General features: G+C 66.4%; 16 protein-coding genes. 3 read left to right on the top strand and 13 right to left on the bottom strand.

The genetic code is table 11. The features are described 5' to 3' along the window. The first annotated feature begins 91 nt into the window (after positions 1-91). Positions 92-1,837 carry a proline--tRNA ligase gene (locus tag ABT392_RS14440; protein WP_334278052.1) on the top strand — a complete coding sequence of 582 codons (1,746 nt, stop codon included), beginning with the start codon at positions 92-94 and terminating at the stop codon, positions 1,835-1,837. A 5-nt stretch (positions 1,838-1,842) separates the two neighbouring features. Next, positions 1,843-2,463, top strand: coding sequence for a lytic transglycosylase domain-containing protein (locus tag ABT392_RS14435; RefSeq protein ID WP_334278051.1), 621 nt, complete (start codon positions 1,843-1,845; stop codon positions 2,461-2,463). A 3-nt stretch (positions 2,464-2,466) separates the two neighbouring features. Here ABT392_RS14435 and ABT392_RS14430 read toward each other — a convergent pair whose 3' ends face one another. The 6 genes from ABT392_RS14430 to hemA form a co-directional block, all read right to left on the bottom strand. Beyond that, on the bottom strand, positions 2,467-3,045 hold the full coding sequence (locus tag ABT392_RS14430; RefSeq protein WP_334278050.1) for a UbiX family flavin prenyltransferase: 579 nt from the start codon (positions 3,043-3,045) through the stop codon (positions 2,467-2,469). Continuing rightward, on the bottom strand, positions 3,042-3,356 hold the full coding sequence (gene grxD / locus ABT392_RS14425; RefSeq protein WP_334278049.1) for a Grx4 family monothiol glutaredoxin: 315 nt from the start codon (positions 3,354-3,356) through the stop codon (positions 3,042-3,044). The genes ABT392_RS14430 and grxD overlap by 4 nt, the downstream gene beginning before the upstream one ends. Positions 3,357-3,424: 68 nt before the next feature. Then, the gene (locus ABT392_RS14420; protein WP_334278048.1) at positions 3,425-4,066 is read right to left on the bottom strand and encodes a hypothetical protein; all 642 of its coding nucleotides are present in this window, start codon (positions 4,064-4,066) and stop codon (positions 3,425-3,427) included. Positions 4,067-4,183: 117 nt separating this feature from the next. Further along, positions 4,184-4,999 carry a peptide chain release factor N(5)-glutamine methyltransferase gene (gene prmC / locus ABT392_RS14415; protein WP_395386817.1) on the bottom strand — a complete coding sequence of 272 codons (816 nt, stop codon included), beginning with the start codon at positions 4,997-4,999 and terminating at the stop codon, positions 4,184-4,186. A 5-nt stretch (positions 5,000-5,004) separates the two neighbouring features. After that, entirely contained in the window at positions 5,005-6,087 is a 1,083-nt protein-coding gene (gene prfA, locus ABT392_RS14410; protein ID WP_334278047.1) for a peptide chain release factor 1, read from the bottom strand. A 72-nt stretch (positions 6,088-6,159) separates the two neighbouring features. Then, on the bottom strand, positions 6,160-7,473 hold the full coding sequence (gene hemA, locus ABT392_RS14405; protein WP_334278046.1) for a glutamyl-tRNA reductase: 1,314 nt from the start codon (positions 7,471-7,473) through the stop codon (positions 6,160-6,162). Positions 7,474-7,529: 56 nt separating this feature from the next. Here hemA and ABT392_RS14400 point away from each other — a divergent pair, with 56 nt between their 5' ends. Further along, positions 7,530-7,808: a hypothetical protein gene (locus ABT392_RS14400; RefSeq protein WP_334278044.1), complete on the top strand. Its 279-nt coding sequence runs from the start codon at positions 7,530-7,532 to the stop codon at positions 7,806-7,808. Here the strand turns inward: ABT392_RS14400 and miaB are convergent. The 7 genes from miaB to ABT392_RS14365 form a co-directional block, all read right to left on the bottom strand. After that, positions 7,792-9,156, bottom strand: a complete 1,365-nt coding sequence (miaB, locus tag ABT392_RS14395) for a tRNA (N6-isopentenyl adenosine(37)-C2)-methylthiotransferase MiaB (protein WP_334278042.1) — start codon at positions 9,154-9,156, stop codon at positions 7,792-7,794. The two genes, ABT392_RS14400 and miaB, sit on opposite strands and share 17 nt — an antisense overlap. Next, positions 9,153-9,545 (bottom strand): hypothetical protein, encoded by a 393-nt coding sequence (locus ABT392_RS14390; RefSeq protein ID WP_334278041.1) that lies wholly within the window; start codon positions 9,543-9,545, stop codon positions 9,153-9,155. Before ABT392_RS14390 ends, miaB begins: the two co-directional genes overlap by 4 nt. Before the next feature lie 111 nt (positions 9,546-9,656). Continuing rightward, positions 9,657-11,525 (bottom strand): glycoside hydrolase family 35 protein, encoded by a 1,869-nt coding sequence (locus ABT392_RS14385; protein WP_334278040.1) that lies wholly within the window; start codon positions 11,523-11,525, stop codon positions 9,657-9,659. 10 nt (positions 11,526-11,535) lie between these two features. Then, entirely contained in the window at positions 11,536-13,338 is a 1,803-nt protein-coding gene (locus ABT392_RS14380) for an MFS transporter (RefSeq protein WP_334278039.1), read from the bottom strand. A 27-nt stretch (positions 13,339-13,365) separates the two neighbouring features. Then, positions 13,366-14,457 carry an N-acetylglucosamine-6-phosphate deacetylase gene (gene nagA / locus ABT392_RS14375; protein WP_334278038.1) on the bottom strand — a complete coding sequence of 364 codons (1,092 nt, stop codon included), beginning with the start codon at positions 14,455-14,457 and terminating at the stop codon, positions 13,366-13,368. Between the two features lie 3 nt (positions 14,458-14,460). Continuing rightward, the gene (locus ABT392_RS14370) at positions 14,461-15,228 is read right to left on the bottom strand and encodes a DeoR family transcriptional regulator (protein ID WP_334278037.1); all 768 of its coding nucleotides are present in this window, start codon (positions 15,226-15,228) and stop codon (positions 14,461-14,463) included. Positions 15,229-15,267: 39 nt separating this feature from the next. Continuing rightward, positions 15,268-16,599, bottom strand: coding sequence for a D-tagatose-bisphosphate aldolase, class II, non-catalytic subunit (locus ABT392_RS14365; protein WP_334278036.1), 1,332 nt, complete (start codon positions 16,597-16,599; stop codon positions 15,268-15,270). Positions 16,600-16,601 lie beyond the last annotated feature (2 nt).

Raw genomic sequence — 16,601 nt, 5'->3', positions numbered from 1 at the left:
TTATTGCATTGGGTCGCCGTCCCGGCGCTCTCCTCGCTAACCCTCACAAGAACATCTGGCCCCGCGGGGCCAGTTTTGCCAGCTGCACCGTATGAAAGCCTCCCAGTTCTTCGTCTCCACCCTCAAGGAAGCCCCTGCCGACGCAGAAGTGGTCAGCCACAAGCTGATGATGCGCGCGGGCATGATCAAGCGCCTGGGTGCCGGCATCTACAACTACATGCCCATGGGCCTGCGGGTGATCCGCAAGGTGGAAAGCATCATCCGCGAGGAGATGAACCGAGCTGGCGCCGTCGAGCTTCTGATGCCCGTCGTGCAGCCCGCCGAGCTGTGGCAGGAAACCGGCCGCTTCGACAAGATGGGCCCCGAGCTCCTGCGCGTGAAAGACCGCCACGACCGCGACTTCATCATCCAGCCCACGAGCGAAGAGGTGATCACCGACATCGCCCGCCAGGAGCTGCGCAGCTACAAGCAGCTGCCGAAGAATTTCTATCACATCCAGACCAAGTTCCGGGACGAGCGTCGCCCCCGCTTCGGCCTGATGCGCGGCCGCGAATTCACGATGAAGGACGCCTATTCCTTCGACCGTGACGTGGCCACCGCCACCGTCAGCTACGACGCGATGTTCGCCGCCTACCAGCGCATCTTCGACCGCTTCGGTCTGCAGTACCGCGCTGTCGCCGCCGACACCGGCGCCATCGGCGGCGACCGCTCGCACGAGTTTCAGGTGATTGCCGACACCGGCGAAGACGCCATCGTTTACTGCCCGACCAGCGACTACGCCGCCAACATCGAGCTGGCCGAAGGCGTTGCCTTGCTGGCTGCTCGTGGCGCCGCCACGCAGGCGCTGACCAAGACCCCGACGCCGGGCAAGAGCACTTGCGAAGACGTTGCCGCGCTGCTGGGCCTGCCGCTGACGCAGACCGTCAAGTCACTGGTGCTGGCCACCGATGAGAAGAGCGAGTCGGGCGACATCATCAAATCCACCGTCTGGCTCTTGCTGGTGCGCGGCGACCATGAGCTGAACGAGGTGAAGGCCGGCAAGCTGGACGGGCTGAAGGCCGGCTTCCGTTTCGCCACCGTGGCCGAGATCGAAGATCACTTCGGCTGCAAGCCTGGCTACCTGGGCGCCATCGGCTTGAAGAAGCCGGTCAAGGTCGTGGCGGATCGCACCGTGGCCCAGATGAGTGATTTTGTCTGTGGCGCCAACGAGGCAGACTTCCACTTCACTGGTGCCAACTGGGGCCGCGACCTGCCCGAGCCTGACGTGATTGCCGACATCCGCAATGTCGTGGCCGGCGACCCGTCGCCGGACGGCAAGGGCGTGCTGGCCATCCAGCGCGGCATCGAAGTGGGCCATGTCTTCCTTCTGGGTACCAAGTACTCGAAGGACATGAACGCCACCTATCTCGATGAAACCGGCAAGCCCCAGCTGATGGTGATGGGCTGCTATGGCATCGGCGTGACCCGCATCCTGGGCGCTGCCATCGAGCAGAGCCACGACGAGCGCGGCATCATCTGGCCGGACGCGATTGCGCCGTTCTCGGTGGTGCTGTGCCCCATCGGCATGGACCGCAGCGAGGCCGTGAAGGAAGCAGCAGTCAGGCTCCATGACGAGCTGCAGGCGCTGGGCGTGGATGTGCTGCTGGATGACCGTGGCGAGCGCCCGGGTGCGATGTTTGCCGATTGGGAACTGGTTGGCGTGCCGCACCGCGTGGTCATCTCCGACCGTGGCTTGAAGGAAGGCCAGCTGGAATACCAGGGCCGCCGCGATGCCGAGGCCAGCAAGGTGGCCGTGGCCGACGTGGTCGCGCACCTGAAGGCGCGCCTCAAGGCCTGAGACGGATGAGTTTGAGAAGACGCGCCCTGCTCAGCGCCGGGCTGCTCACGCCCTTGCTGGCGTGGCGCCCCGCGCTGGCCGGCGCGCAGATAGAAGAGCCCCTGGCCGACGCTGTGCGTTCGGCGCTGTCAGCTTCCATCGCCAACAGTGCACCGCCCAAGCCGCGCTTTGACAGCCTGGAGCCTCGCCTCGAGTACATGAAGTGGCTGGGCGTAATGAGCGACAAGCTCAAGAAGCGCAAGAGCGAGGCGCTGACGCGCATCGAGTTCCTGGAAACCGTCTGGTACGAGGCCAAGCGCGCGGGCCTGGAGCCGGCACTGGTGCTGGGCCTGATCCAGGTCGAGAGCGGTTTTCGCAAGTACGCCATCAGCACGGCCGACGCGCGCGGCTACATGCAGGTGATGCCCTTCTGGACCCGCGTGATCGGCGATGGCCAGGCCTCGCGGCTCTTCCACATGCAGACTAATCTGCGCTTCGGCTGCGTGATCCTGCGCCACTACCTGGACCGCGAGAAGGGCGACATGTTCCTCGCCCTCGGCCGCTACAACGGCAGCCGTGGCCGAGCCGAATACCCCAATGCAGTGTTCGCCTCGCGCCGCCAGTGGCTGATGCCGGGCGAGGTCTGATGCTCAGCCGCGCAGGCCGTTCCAGGCCTGTGGCGCCGCGCCGGCCAGGCCGGCCAGCTCCAGCACCCGTTCGCAGCTTTCGTTGATCAGTTCGGCTATGGTCTGCGGACGATGATAGAAGGCCGGCAGCGGCGGAAAGACGATGCCGCCCATTTCGGTCACGGCCGTCATATTGCGCAGATGCGCCAGGTTCAATGGCGTTTCACGCACCATCAGGATCAGGCGGCGGCGTTCTTTCAAGGTCACGTCGGCGGCGCGGGTCAGGAGGTTGTCGCCAAAGCCATGGGCAATGGCGGCCAGGCTCTTCATCGAGCAGGGTGCGACGACCATGGCGGCCGTGGCGAAGCTGCCGCTGGCCACGCAGGCGCCGATGTCGCCGGGTGCATGGCTGTGGTCGGCCTCGGCCTCCAGCGCATCGCGCGACAGACCCAGCTCATGGTGGACATTGAGGATGCCGGCCGATGTGGCGATGAGGTGCGTCTCAGCACCCAACTCACGGGCTCGGCGCAGCAGACGCAAGCCATAGGCCGCACCACTGGCACCGGTGATGCCCACGACCAGCCGTGGCCTGGCAGCACTCACTGGCCGCCCAGCACCTGCTGCAATTCACCCGCCTGGTACATCTCCATCATGATGTCCGAGCCACCGACGAATTCGCCGGCCACGTAGAGCTGCGGGATGGTGGGCCAGTTGGCGTAGTCCTTGATGCCTTGGCGGACTTCTTCGTCCTCCAGCACATTGAAGGTCTTCAGGTCGCTGACGTTGCAGGCCTTGAGGATCTGGATCGCGCGGCCGGAAAAGCCGCACATCGGGAATTGGGCTGTGCCCTTCATGAACAGCACGACGCGGTTGTTCTTGACCAGCTCATCGATGCGTTGTTGTACGTCGCTCATAGGAATTTGCCCCAGGTTCAGGATGGGGGTGATTATCGGCCAGGGCACATGGCCCCGCTGGGGCAAGGTCAGAAGCGGTAGCTCAAGCCCAGTTGCAGGACGGCTTGATAGCGCCCCGCCCGAATGCCCTCGTCCAGGCTGAGTGCCGAGCGGTTGAGGCGCAGGCCATCGGCCAGGCCCGAGACGGCCAGGCCCAGGTCGGCGCTGAAACCCCAGCCGCCTCGCAGCGATTGACCGGTGTAGCCGATGCCGACATAGGACAGGGTGGAGCCGTAGTCACCGGCCAGGCCGGTGCCGCCCAGCCCCGGCAGGGACACCAGGCGCTGGCCCACGGCCAAGCGGCTGTTTGACGAGCCGTTGTGGCCCAAGGCCAGGCCGCCATTGCCCTGCAAAAGCGAAAGCGGGCCCAGCAGCAGGCCGCCGGTGGCGCGCACGCCACCGATGACATTGCTACCGAGGAGCGAGCTTGTCAGGTAGTAGTCGCCGAGCAGATTGGCGCCCAGCAGGCGCGAGCCCATGGGGCTGGTGGCATCGAGCTGGTTCAGTTGCAGGCGGGCCTGCCAGCGCTGGGGGCTGAGGTCGCCGGAACGCATCTGCAAGCCTTCAGCGGCCTGGGCCGAAACGCAGAGCAGGGCCAGGGCGAAACCGGTGCCGAAAAAGCGACTGCGAGTGCGGCGAATGCTGCCAGGGCGGCGGAAAAGTCGGCTCATGACGGTCCCCTGTCAGGGCCGGAAGTGACCCCTGTTTTGGAGTCCATACTACGCCGCGATGGCCCCCTTGTGGGCCCTTAGATGAGAGGAAAAAAGGGTTCCTGCGTGGCTTTGTCGTCAAGTCGGGCGGCGACCGCCCGACACCCTTGGCTGACCGCCCAGATCGTTGCGGCATTCCAACTCTGCGAAGCCGAATTGCCGTAGCAGATCGGCAACGGCCGCCGCCTGGTCAAAGCCATGTTCCAGCAGCATCCAGCCGCCAGGGCGCAAATGGTCCTGTGAGCCGGCAATGATGGCGCGCAGCGAATCCAGGCCATCGCCGCCCGGCGTCAGGGCGCTCAAGGGCTCGTGCCGCAGCGCAGGCAGGTGATGGTCGTCGCCTGCGATATAGGGCGGATTGCTGACGACCAGGTCGAACTCGCGGCCCGCCAGCGGCTGCCACCAGCTGCCTTCCAGCCATTCGACCTTCAGCTTCAAGGCGTCGCCGTTGGCACGGGCCATGGCCAGGGCGCCGGCCGACAGATCGACCGCAGTGACCCTGGCCGCAGCACGGCGATGTGCGAGGGCCAGGGCAATGGCGCCGCTGCCGGTGCCCAGGTCGACCACGTCGGCCTCCTGGCCTTCGGGCAAGAGCTCCAGCGCCCAGTCCACCAGCACCTCGGTATCGGGGCGCGGCACCAGCGTGTGCCGGTCCACCTTCAACATCAGGCCGTGGAATTCCTTCTCGCCGACGAGGTAGGCCAGCGGCACGCCGTCCTGGCGCTGGCTGAGCCAACGCTCGAAGCGTTGCGCCTGCGCTTCGCTCATGGCGTCCTCGGCATGGATCAGCAGCCAGCCGCGATCCACGCCAAGGAGGGCGCCGAGCAACAGCTGTGCGTCTATGCGTTCCAGCCCGGCTGCCAGCGCGCGGGCCTGTGCAGCGCCCACGGTCATCATGCTCACGACCGGCCTTCCAGCTGAGCCAGTTGCTCGGCCGCCTGCGCATGCTGCAGACCTTGGACCACGTCATCCAGATCGCCATCCATGATGGCGCCGAGCTTGTAAAGCGTCAGGTTGATGCGATGGTCGGTGAAGCGGCCTTGCGGGAAGTTGTAGGTGCGGATGCGGTCGCTGCGGTCGCCGGTACCGACCAGGCTCTTGCGCTGGGCGGCCTCCTTGGCCGCACGCTCGTTGCGGTCCTTGTCGCGCAGGCGGGCGGCCAGCACGGCCATGGCCTTGGCCTTGTTGCGGTGCTGGCTGCGGTCGTCCTGGCATTCGGCCACCAGGCCGGTCGGCAAGTGGGTGATGCGGATGGCCGAATCGGTCTTGTTGACGTGCTGGCCACCGGCACCGCTGGCGCGGAAGGTGTCGATGCGCAGCTCGGCCGGGTTGAGCTGGATTTCCTCGGTCTCGTCCGGCTCGGGCATCACGGCCACGGTGCAGGCGCTGGTGTGGATGCGGCCCTGGCTTTCGGTGGCGGGCACGCGCTGCACGCGGTGGCCGCCGGAGTCGAACTTCAAGCGGCCATAGACCTTGTCACCCTCCAGCCGGATCACGACTTCCTTGTAGCCGCCGAGGTCGGAATCACTGGCCGAGAGGATCTCGCTCTTCCAGCCCTGACGCTCGGCAAAGCGCAAGTACATGCGGGCCAGGTCACCGGCAAACAGCGCTGATTCATCGCCACCGGTGCCGGCGCGGATTTCCAGGAATGCATTGCGCTCGTCGTCGGGATCCTTGGGCAGCAAGGCCAGCTGCAATTGCTCATTCAGGCGAGCGATGTCGGCCTCGACCGATTCGATTTCCTCGCGGGCCATCTCCGCCATTTCCGGGTCGGCCAGCATCTCGCGGGCTGCGGCCAGGTCGGACTCGCGCTGCAGAAACTCACGGTAGGCACCGACCAGTTCGGCCACCTCGCTCTGCTCCTTGGTCAGCGCGCGGTAGCGCTTCATGTCGGCGGCGAGCGAGCCGTCGGCCAGGGTGGCGTCGAGTTCGACCAGGCGGTGGCCCAGGCGTTCGAACTGCTGGCGCAGGGTGTCTTTCATTTGAGGCAATTCCGGCAAGGCTTTGAGCAGGCCCGCTGAGCTGCAGCGGGAGGGCGGCGCAGGGGCCGGCCGCTAATGCTCGTCGCCGGAATCCGAAGCAGCGCGGGGCGACTGGCTGCTGCTGCGCAGGAACAGGCGCGAGATCGTCTGCGCCAGTTGCTCGCGTTGTGCGCCATCGCTGGCATGCAATTCGGCCAGGCTGCCGTGCAGCATCTTCTGCGTCAGGCCGCGGGCCAGGGCTTCCAGCACCTCGTCCACGTCGGCGCCGCGGGCGAGCTGTTTGCGGGCGCGGGCGACTTCCAGCTCGCGCCAGCTCTCAGCCTGGCTGTTGAGGGCCTGGATCAAGGGCACGGTGTTGCGCTGGCCCAGCCAGTGCACGAAGCTCTGCACGCCCGTCTCGATGATGGCCTCGGCCTGCTGCACCGCGGCCTGGCGCTTCTCGCCAGCGCTTTGCACCACGGCGGAAAGGTCGTCCACGGTGTAGAGATAGACGTCGTCCAGCTGCGAAACCTCGGGTTCGATGTCGCGCGGCACGGCGAGGTCGACCATGAACATCGGGCGGTGGCGGCGGCTCTTCAAGGCACGCTCCACGGCGCCGAGGCCGATCAGCGGCAGGCTGCTGGCGGTGCAGGAAATCACCGCATCGAATTCATGCAGGCGCTGGGGCAGATCGGCGAGGCGAATGGCCTCCGCGCCCAGGTGGCCGGCCAGCTTTTCGCCTCGCTCCAGCGTGCGGTTGGCCACCGCCATGTGCCGCGGCGTGCGGGCCGCAAAGTGGGTGGCGACCAGCTCGATCATTTCACCGGCGCCGACGAACAGCACCCGGATCTTGCTGAGGTCTTCGAACAGCTGGCCGGCCAGGCGCACCGAGGCTGCTGCCATGCTGATCGAATGGGCGCCGATTTCGGTCGAAGTGCGCACTTCCTTGGCGACCGAGAAGCTGCGCTGGAAGAGCTGGTGCAGCGTCGTGCCCAGCGTGCCGGCCTGGTCGGCCTCGCGCACGGCCTGCTTCAGCTGGCCGAGGATCTGTGGCTCGCCCAGCACCATCGAATCAAGCCCGCTGGCCACCCGGAAGGCATGGCGCGCGGCGGCGCTGCCTTCCATCACGTAGGCATGGCTCATCAGCGCATCGCTGCCGACGCCGCCGACCTGCGCCAGCCAGTCGATGGTCGGGCGCACCAGCTGGGGAGCGCCGGCCACATAGAGCTCAGTGCGGTTGCAGGTAGAAACCAGGGCCGCTTCGGTGCTCGAGCGCGGCTGACGTTGCTTGAGCTGCTCGCGCAAGCCGAGCAGGGTGGGCGCGAGTTGCTCGAGCGAAAACGCAAACCGCCCCCGCAAATCCAGCGGGGCGGAGTTGTGATTCAGGCCGAGGGCAAAAACGCTCATGTGACGGCGATTATAAAATTCGGGCTCCAACGCGCCCTGACAAAGATCACAAGCCCTTGAGCCCGCTCGACGCCCTCTGGCATTTATTGAATTTCCTGGCACCGGCCTGGGTCGTTGCTGCCCTGGTCGCGATGCTTGTCAAGCTGCTCTGGCGCCAGGCCATCAAGAGTCAGACCTGGCGCCGCCTTGCCCTGTGGGGCGGCATTGGCGGCAGCGTGGGCCTGATCGCCGCCCTGGCCCTGTTCGGCCGGGACGGCAAGATGGCGGGATACGGCCTGATGATTGTTGCCGTGGCCCTGCCGCAATGGTGGCTCGCCTTCAGGCCGGGGCGCTGATCGCTTCTTCCGTCACCACGACCTCGCCGCGCAGCGAGTGCGCGAAAGCCTGCGTGATGGTCACGTCGATCAGCTGGTTCATCAGACGCGGCTGACCCTTGAAGTTGACGATGCGGTTGCACTCGGTGCGCCCCATCAGCTCGGTCGGGTCCTTGCGGGCGTTGCCGGTCACGAGGATGCGCTGCGTGGTGCCGACCATGGTTTCGCTGATCTTCACCGCATGGGCTTCAATCGCTGCTTGCAGTTCCTGCAGGCGCTTGACCTTGGCTTCGTAGGGCGTCGTGTCTTCCAGCGCGGCGGCCGGCGTGCCGGGGCGCGGGCTGAAGATGAAGCTGAACGAGGCGTCGAAGCCGACGTCGGCCACCAGCTTCATCAGCCTGGCGTGGTCTTCTTCGGTCTCGCCGGGGAAGCCGACGATGAAGTCGCTGGCGATGCGGATGTCCGGACGGATCGCGCGCAGCTTGCGCACGATGCTCTTGAACTCCAGGGCCGTGTAGCCGCGCTTCATGGCCATCAGGATGCGGTCGCTGCCATGCTGTACCGGCAGGTGCAGGTGATTCACCAGCTGCGGGATCTTGCCGTAGGCCTCGATTAGGCGTGGGCTGAACTCGTTCGGATGGCTGGTGGTGAAGCGAAGGCGCTGGATGCCGGGAATCTCGGCCGCGTACTCGAGCAAGAGCGCCAGGTCGGCGAATTCGCCCGAGTCACCCATCTTGCCCCGGTAGGCATTGACGTTCTGCCCCAGCAGATTGATCTCCATGACGCCCTGGTCCGCGAGGCCGGCGATCTCGGTCAGCACGTCCTCGAAGGGGCGCGACATTTCGTCGCCACGGGTGTAGGGCACGACGCAGTAGCTGCAGTACTTGGAGCAGCCTTCCATGATGGACACGAAGGCCGAAGCGCCTTCGACCTTGGCGGGCGGCAGCTTGTCGAACTTCTCGATCTCGGGGAAGCTGATGTCGACCTGCGGACGGCGCTGCTCCTTGCGCGCGGCCAGCATGGCCGGCAGGCGGTGCAGGGTCTGCGGGCCGAAGACCACGTCCACATACGGTGCGCGCTCGATGATGGCCGCGCCTTCCTGCGAGGCCACGCAGCCGCCGACGCCGATCATCACGCCCTTGTCCTTCAGGTGCTTGACGCGGCCGAGGTCGGAGAACACCTTCTCCTGGGCCTTCTCGCGCACCGAGCATGTGTTGAAGAGGATCAGGTCGGCCTGCTCCGGGTCGTCGGTCTTCTCGAAGCCCTCGGCAGCGCCCATCACATCGGCCATCTTGTCCGAGTCGTACTCGTTCATCTGGCAGCCGAAGGTCTTGATGTAGACCTTTTTCTTGTCAGTGCCGGCGCTCATGGCTTGCTCCAGGTCTGGTTGCCGGGCTCGAACTGCAGCCTGGCCGCTTCTTCGCGGCTGCGCGGCCAGGTCTTGTTGGCCAGTTCGGCACTGTTGAGCACCCACACGTCCATCACCAGGCCTTGCGGGTCCACCGTGTAGTGCACGACGAGCTTCTGGCCCATCAGGCTGGCGGGTTGCTGGAGCAGGTTGTTGTCACCCTTGACGCGAGCACCTGGCGCCAGGCGCGCGGGCTTGCCATTGAGGATCACGTCGGGTGTCTGCTGCACGACCAGCTCGCCGCGCAAGGCGGTGGCCGGGAAGTAGCGGTGCGTCTGGGCGAAGGCGCTGACATGCAGCGCGACCGTGGTCAGGAGGGCGACGGCGGCGATTCGGGCACAGCGGTACATGGTATTTGTCCAGTGGCTGCTTGAGAAATGGGACCGGCCCGGGCTGGAAGCTCCGGGCCGGCGAGGTGTCGGGATTTTAACGGGTCAAGGCTTGTACGGCCCGCTTTCGATTCACGGCGTCTCGAAGACCGGATCGGCCAGGCCTTGCATCGTGCTTTCAGTCACGCCGGGCCGGTCGCTCAGCACCATCACCTCATTGGCGCCAGGCCGCAGCCAGACGCCGGGCAGGTAGAGCGACTGCTGCGGGCCGATCTGCCAATAGCGGCCGAGCAGGTGGCCGTTGACCCAGACCTGGCCCCGACCCCAGCCGCGGGTGTCGAGGAAGGTGTCGGCCGGCTTGTCGAGCGTGAAGCTGCCCTTGAAGAAGCCGGGGCCGCCGGCTGAATCAGGCTTTTGCTCCAGGGCCTGGACCTTGCTCAGCGGCAGGGTGAAGACCGTCCAATCCAGCAGCTCCTGGCCCGCCAGCTTGACCGAACGCGTGATGCCCTTGTGCTCGGCATCGAGCCTGGCGCCGAAGCCGATGCGGCCAAGGTTCTCGACCAGGATGTCCAGAGTCGCGCCGGCCGGCAGATCGACCGCCAGTTCGCGCTGGCCAAGGCGGCGCTCGAGCGTGCCGATCACCTGGCCATTGACCAGCACGGTCGCATGGTCGCGTGGCTCGTCGATCACGAGCGCCCCCTTCACGGCCTGCTCGATCTTCTTGCGATACAGGATCAGGCCGTAGCTCTGGCCATAGAACTCCATCGAGCGCGGAAAGCGCGAGGCGACCGGCTTGCTCAAGTGCGGCAAGGCGTCCAGCAGGCTGCCGGTCCGCTTCAACGGGAATGGCGCAATCGCCTGTGTGCTCGGACCTTCGCCGACCAAGGCTGGCAGGCTCTCGCCGCGCGCCGCCAGATGAGCCGCAATGCGCTCGCGGATCAGCCGGTACTTGGGTGTGATGCGGCCGGCCTCGTCCAGCGCTGCGTCGTAGTCGTAGCTCGTGGTGTCGGGCTGATAGGGTTCCTTGGCCGAGTAGTTGGCGCCGGGCAGCCAGCCGAAGCTGGTGCCGCCGTGGAACATGTAGAGGTTGAACGAGATGTTCTCCTTCAGCATCCATTCGACGGTGTCTGCCGCGTCCTCGGGCTTCTGGACATGATGCTTTTCGCCCCAGTGGTCGAACCAGCCGGCCCAGTACTCACCGGCCATTCGCGGACCTGTCGGGCGCCAGGCCTGCAGCGCGGCGAACGAGGCGTGCGCATCCGCCTTGCCGCCGCCGAAGTTCACGACCGCTGGCAGATGCGGCAGGGTGCCGCCTTCGAACAGGCGCTCGGCGCCGCCGTCCGAGGTGAAGAGCTGCGCGTCGAAGCCTGCGTCGCGCATCTGCTTGAACATGGCCTGCATGTAGTCGTGGTCCTGGCCATACGAACCGTATTCGTTTTCGACCTGCAGCATCAGGATGGGCCCGCCGCGACTGCTCTGCAGGTCGCCGACTTCCTGTGCCAGTCGCCTCAGGAAGCGCGCGCTGGCTGCCATGTAGCGCGAGTCCATGCTGCGAACGCGCAGGCCCGGTGTGCGCAAGAGCCAGGCCGGGAAGCCGCCGAAGTCAACCTCGGCGCAGACATAGGGGCCTGGCCGCAGGATGACCTTGAGGCCTTCCTCGGCCGCGGTCTTGATGTAGGCCCGCAGGCCGTTCTGGCCCTTGAAGTCCCAGCGGCCGGGCTCGGGCTCATGCTGCGACCAGAAGGCATAGGTCGTGATGGTGTTGAGCCCCATCGCGCGCGCCTTGCGGAAGCGGTCGCGCCAGAGCTCCTGAGGCACGCGCGGATAGTGCATCTCCCCCGAGCGGATCTGGAAGGGCTTGCCGTCCAGCATGAATTGCGAGCCTTCGACCTTGAAGTTCGCCGCCGCATGCGCAGGCGCCGTCGCGAGTGTCAGCGATAACAGCAAGGCGGCCAGTGCTCCGCCGGCCCGAGTCAGCGGGCCATTGAATGACTTCGACATCTATTGCTCCTCAGGCCCTGTTCTTGCGATTGAAGAAGGCCTCGATTTCTTCAAGGGTCTTGCCCTTGGTTTCCGGCATCAGGAAGGCGGCCGCGAGGAAATAGATCAAGGTGCAGCCGGCCCAGAAGAAGAACATGGCTGCGTAGCCATGCTGGCCCACCGTGGGCAGGAAGACGGCCGCGATCACGGTCGAGACGAACTGGTTGATCAAGAGTGCAATGCTCATGCCGTTGGAGCGGATGCGCGTGGGCATCAGCTCCGACAGTGCGAGCCACACACACACGCCCGGCCCCACGGCGAAGAAGGCGACGAAGGCGAAGATGCTGATCGCCACCCACCAGCCGTGCTGCTCGCTCGGCACCGGGCCGACCATCGCCTGCTCGATCTTCAGCGGCGCCGTGGCGCCGGCTGCCGGGTCGGCGAAGGGGTTCAGGTGGATGCGGCGGAAGAAGGCACCGATCACGCTGTCGGCCTGCACCGTGTCGGCGCGGTTGATCAGGATGGCGCTGGCGCCCGGCTCATCGCTGCGGCGGCTCTGCACATTGGTGAAGGGGCCGTAGGAGTAGGAGATCGTCAACTGCTGCGCGCTGCCATCAGCAGCACGGCCCAGCGATTGCAGAGTCGTGTTCTCGAAGCGCAGTTCCAGCGCATCGCCCTGCACGCGGGCCTGGACCGCCGGTGCCAGGTCTTGCCGGCCGCTCTCGGCACTGTGAAACAGCGCGCCGGCCACCAGCAGCGAGGCGAGGATGCCGCCGCTGCCCAGCATCAGGAGGAACTTGCGGCCCTTGCGGTCCACCAACAGCACGGCGACGACCGTCATCAGCGCGTTCAGCAGCTTGATCGCCACGTCCGCCTGGTTGGCCACCGAGCCTGGCAGGCCGGCCTGGTTCAGGATGTTGACCACATAGGCCAGGATGGAATTGATGCCGGTGGCCTGCGTGCAGGCCAGCACCAGGCAGGCGAGCAGGAAGGGCAGCACATAGCGGCGGCTGAGCAGCGGCCCGGTCGCGGCACCGGCGCCTTCGGGCGAAGCAGCGCGCTGCATCTCGCGCAGCTCGGTCTCGGTGTCCTGCGCGCTGCGGGTGCGCAGCAAGGCTGCGCGGGCTGCGTCGACGCGGCCACGCTGCAGGAGCCAGCGCGGTGATTCGGCCAGCAGGAAGCAGCCGGCGGTGAACACCAGGCCCGGCGTCAGGCACATCCAGAAGATGCTGCGCCAGGCGTGGTCCTTGGCGGCGAAGAGCGCGGCCTGCTGGGCGTTGCTGTCGGTCAGCAGCTTGGCGGCCACGCTGGCCGTCTCCACGCTCTGCGCCTGATACAGGCCGATCAGGGCTGCAACCACCAGGCCGACGGTCAGCAGGAGCTGGAACATGCCCGTGCCTCGCCCGCGGTTGTCCGCACCCAGGCACTCAGCCAAATAGAGCGGAATCACCACGCCGATCAGGCCGCCGCTGACGCCTTGCAGCAGTCGGCCCAGCAGCAGCGGTGTATAGCCTTCGGCCAGTGCGATGACCGGGATGCTGAGCGTGAACAGCGCACCGCTCAGCACCATGGCCCAGCGCCGGCCGATCAGGTCGGCCAGCGCGCCCGCAAACAGCGAAGACAGGACGCTGCCGAGCAGCACGGCCGCCACGATGAAGCTCAGTTGCTGGGCACTCAGCTTCCAGGCCACCGAGGCGGTGGATTCCAGATAGGGCAGGGCACCGGCAATGATGCCGACGTCGATGCCGTAGAGCAGGCCGCCCATGCCGGCAATGAAGAGCAGGTAGCGCATGGCCCAACGCGTGCTTGGGGTCTTGGCAGCGGTCATCGTCATCCCTTTTCTCGTTTGTCTGTCTGTTTGTCAGGAAGAAAGGTCGACCGCTTCGCCCTCGACGAAGACCTCGACCACCTGGTGCTGCTCGTCCAGCACCACGATATCGGCCCAGGCGCCGGCCTGGAGACGGCCACGATCGGCCTCACCGAGGTAGTCAGCCGGGTTGCGCGAGAGCCGGTGCGAGGCGTCGGCCAGGTCCAGGCCGAGGCTGATGAGGTTGCGCAGCGCCTGGTCCATAGTCAGTGCGCTGCCGGCCAGCGAGCCGGTGGCCAGGCGCACGCAGCCCAGGCACTTGAAGACGCGCTGCGTACCGAGCGAATACTCGCCGTCCGGCATGCCGGTGGCGGCCGTCGCGTCGCTGACGCAGTAAAGCTTGGGGATGGCGCGCAGTGCGGCTTTCATCGCGCCGGGATGCACATGCTGCAGGTCCGGAATCAGCTCGGCGTACTCGGCATGTGCGAGCGCCGCGCCCACCATGCCGGGCTCGCGATGCACCATCGGTGTCATGCCGTTGAACAGATGCGTGAAGCCGGCGGCGCCAGCCTGCAAGGCGGCCACGCCATCTTCATAGCTGCCGGCGCTATGGCCCAGCTGCACGCGGATCCCGAGGTCTTTCAGGTGCGGAATCAGTGCCAGATGGCCGGTGACTTCGGGCGCCATCGTCAGGACGCGGATCGGTGCGATGGCATGGAAGGCCTGCACCTGCGCCAGCGTCGCTTCCATCACCTCGGGCGGTTGTGCGCCGAGGCGCTGGGCGCTGACGTAAGGGCCTTCCAGATGCACACCGAGCATGCGGGCGCAGCCAGCTCTGCGCTCGCTCATCACACCAGCCAGGCCTCGCAAGGCGCGCTCGATGGAATTGGGCCGCGCGGTCATCGTCGTGCCGAGCAGTGAAGTCGTGCCGTGCCGCGCATGGGTGCGGGCCACGACCTCGCCGCTGTCGCCGCCGGCCATGATGTCCACGCCGGCAGCGCCATGCACATGCAGGTCTACGAAGCCGGGCAGGATGTAGCGCGTCTCACCGCTCACAGCCTTCGCGCTGATCTGCTGGATGCGTTGATCGAAGGCGATCTCGCCGTCGACCCAGCCCTGCGACGTGAGGATGCGGCCGCTCAGCATCGATCAGTCCGCGATGATCACTTCGATGCCCAGGCGTTGCAGCCCGTCGCGGTACTCGGGGCTGATGCCCGAGTCGGTGATCACCGTGTGGATGCGGTCCAGCAGCACGATGCGGTGCAGGCTGACGCGGCCGAACTTGGAGGAGTCGGTCAGCACGATGACCTTCTTGGCCCGCTCCACCATCTTGTGGTTCAGGCTCGCCTCGGCCTCGTGGTGGGTCGTGATGCCGAACTGCAGGTCGAAACCGTCGACGCCGAGAAAGAGCTTGTCGAAGTTGTAGACGTTCAGACAGGCCTCGGCCTGCGCGCCCTGGATCGACAGGCTCTGCTTGCGCAGCAGGCCGCCGGTGAGCATCAGCTCCACGCCAGGCGCATCGGCCAGTTCCCAGGCGATGTTGAGGCCGTTGGTCATCACGGTCACACGGCTCAGCTCGCGGATGTGACGGGCCAGCGGCATCGTCGTCGTGCCGCTGTCGATGATGATGTTGTCGCCCGGTTCCACCAGCGCCGCGGCAGCTGTGCCTATGCACTCCTTGGCCGTGGCGTTCAGCGCATCCTTCTGGCGGATGTTCTGCTCCGGCGGCGGCGTTCGCGTCAGCGTGGCACCGCCGTAGCTGCGCGTCACCAGGCCCTGGCTTTCAAGCGCACTCAGGTCGGTGCGGATGGTCACCGCCGACACACCCAGTTGCGGTACCAGGTCAGACACCTGGACATTGCCCTGCTTGACCAGCATTTGCAGGATCTGTTCGCGGCGTTGGCTGGTGTTTCTCATGATGCTTGGAAAGAATTGCTTTCGATGGAAGCCGAAAGCTTAAAGGTTCGAAACAAGCCCCGCATGCGGGCTTTCGATCTCTGGCCGGTGGCAGGCGCGTGCGTAGGAGGCCAGCACTTCGCAGATCTTGTGTTCGACCAGTGCCTGGGCCTGGATTGAAAGGCGACCTTGCATCACCGCGGCAAATTGAGTCGGCAGGTACTGGCTCAGGAGTGGCAGCGGGACCGTCGCAGCGTCGAGATTGGCAAACAGCCGGGCCTGCGCCTCGCGCACCGCAGGCTCGCCCCAGTAGTAGCGGCAGCGGTCGCTCAAAGCGAATCGGCGCAGCAGGTGCTGCTCATCGGGCGTTCCGGCATAGTGCTTCAACCAGTGCCGCGGCTCGGTCAGCATGGCTTGCTCCAGCACTGCGGGCAGATTGGCGCGCTGGCCTGGCGGGAGCAGCTCGGCCTCGATGGCGCTGAGCGCGAACAGCGCCTCGCGCAGGGCGAAGGTCAGCCCCGGGCCGACCTTGAGGATGGCGTAGTGGTCGCGCACCAGGGCCTGCAACGAGGTCTCGAGCTGGTAGTCGGTGGAATGCGCTTCGAACACCAGGCCCGGCTGGCCGGCCACGAAGGCCGAGAGCTCGGCCGCGGCGGCTGGCGCGTAGTGCTGGACCTGGCTGTGATCGAAATCGACACCCGGCTGCACGACCATGGCAATCACGCGTTGCCAGGCGGCGCGCAGGCCCGCAGATGCGAAGGCCTGGCGATGCACTTCCAGCGTGCGCGCTGCGGCCATGGGCGTGGTGACGGCCAGCGCCTGTTCCAGTGACGCCTCGCCGCCAGGCACCGGCACTTCGGTGCCGATCACATAGACGGGCGGCGGCAGGCCGGCCTGGGCCGCTGCGGCTTCAGCCACCTCGGCCAGTTCGGCCGAACGCCGGGCCACGGTCTCGTCGTCGAGCCGCAGCGGGTCGTCGGCACAAGACATGCTGCAGTCCAGATGGATCTTGCTGAAGCCGGCGGCCACGTAGTCATTGATCAAGACGCGGGCGTTGGCCATGGCCTCAGCCGCCGGCAGCTTCTGCCAGCTGTTGGGGCCGAGGTGGTCGCCGCCGAGCACCAGGCGCTGCAGCGGGAACTTGAACTCGGCCGCCAGACCTTCGACATAGCGGCGGAAGTCGGCCGGCTTCATGCCGGTGTAGCCGCCGTTCTGGTCCACCTGGTTCGAGGTGGCTTCGATCAGCAGCGGTGTGTCCAGGTCGAGCGCCACGCGCAGCGCCGCGCGCAGCACCAGTTCATGGCTGGAGCAAACGCTGTAGAGGCCCACCGCCTCACCGCGGCGGTGTGCCTTCAGGATGGCCTGCACCGGGGATGATTCTTGCGTCGTCATGG

The sequence above is a fragment of the Paucibacter sp. JuS9 genome, from assembly GCF_044043925.2.
Taxonomy (GTDB): domain Bacteria; phylum Pseudomonadota; class Gammaproteobacteria; order Burkholderiales; family Burkholderiaceae_C; genus JAUASW01.
This window is presented reverse-complemented; position numbering and strand designations above follow the sequence as displayed.

What these genes read in the sequence shown, in the direction of transcription:
- ABT392_RS14440 (WP_334278052.1), top strand. Translation starts at nt 92, where the DNA reads ATGAAAGCCTCCCAGTTCTTCGTCTCCACCCTCAAGGAAGCCCCTGCC.
- ABT392_RS14435 (WP_334278051.1), top strand. Translation starts at nt 1,843, where the DNA reads ATGAGTTTGAGAAGACGCGCCCTGCTCAGCGCCGGGCTGCTCACGCCC.
- grxD (WP_334278049.1), bottom strand. Translation starts at nt 3,356, where the DNA reads ATGAGCGACGTACAACAACGCATCGATGAGCTGGTCAAGAACAACCGC.
- ABT392_RS14420 (WP_334278048.1), bottom strand. Translation starts at nt 4,066, where the DNA reads ATGAGCCGACTTTTCCGCCGCCCTGGCAGCATTCGCCGCACTCGCAGT.
- prmC (WP_395386817.1), bottom strand. Translation starts at nt 4,999, where the DNA reads ATGACCGTGGGCGCTGCACAGGCCCGCGCGCTGGCAGCCGGGCTGGAA.
- prfA (WP_334278047.1), bottom strand. Translation starts at nt 6,087, where the DNA reads ATGAAAGACACCCTGCGCCAGCAGTTCGAACGCCTGGGCCACCGCCTG.
- hemA (WP_334278046.1), bottom strand. Translation starts at nt 7,473, where the DNA reads ATGAGCGTTTTTGCCCTCGGCCTGAATCACAACTCCGCCCCGCTGGAT.
- miaB (WP_334278042.1), bottom strand. Translation starts at nt 9,156, where the DNA reads ATGAGCGCCGGCACTGACAAGAAAAAGGTCTACATCAAGACCTTCGGC.
- ABT392_RS14390 (WP_334278041.1), bottom strand. Translation starts at nt 9,545, where the DNA reads ATGTACCGCTGTGCCCGAATCGCCGCCGTCGCCCTCCTGACCACGGTC.
- ABT392_RS14385 (WP_334278040.1), bottom strand. Translation starts at nt 11,525, where the DNA reads ATGTCGAAGTCATTCAATGGCCCGCTGACTCGGGCCGGCGGAGCACTG.
- ABT392_RS14380 (WP_334278039.1), bottom strand. Translation starts at nt 13,338, where the DNA reads ATGACGATGACCGCTGCCAAGACCCCAAGCACGCGTTGGGCCATGCGC.
- nagA (WP_334278038.1), bottom strand. Translation starts at nt 14,457, where the DNA reads ATGCTGAGCGGCCGCATCCTCACGTCGCAGGGCTGGGTCGACGGCGAG.
- ABT392_RS14370 (WP_334278037.1), bottom strand. Translation starts at nt 15,228, where the DNA reads ATGAGAAACACCAGCCAACGCCGCGAACAGATCCTGCAAATGCTGGTC.
- ABT392_RS14365 (WP_334278036.1), bottom strand. Translation starts at nt 16,599, where the DNA reads ATGACGACGCAAGAATCATCCCCGGTGCAGGCCATCCTGAAGGCACAC.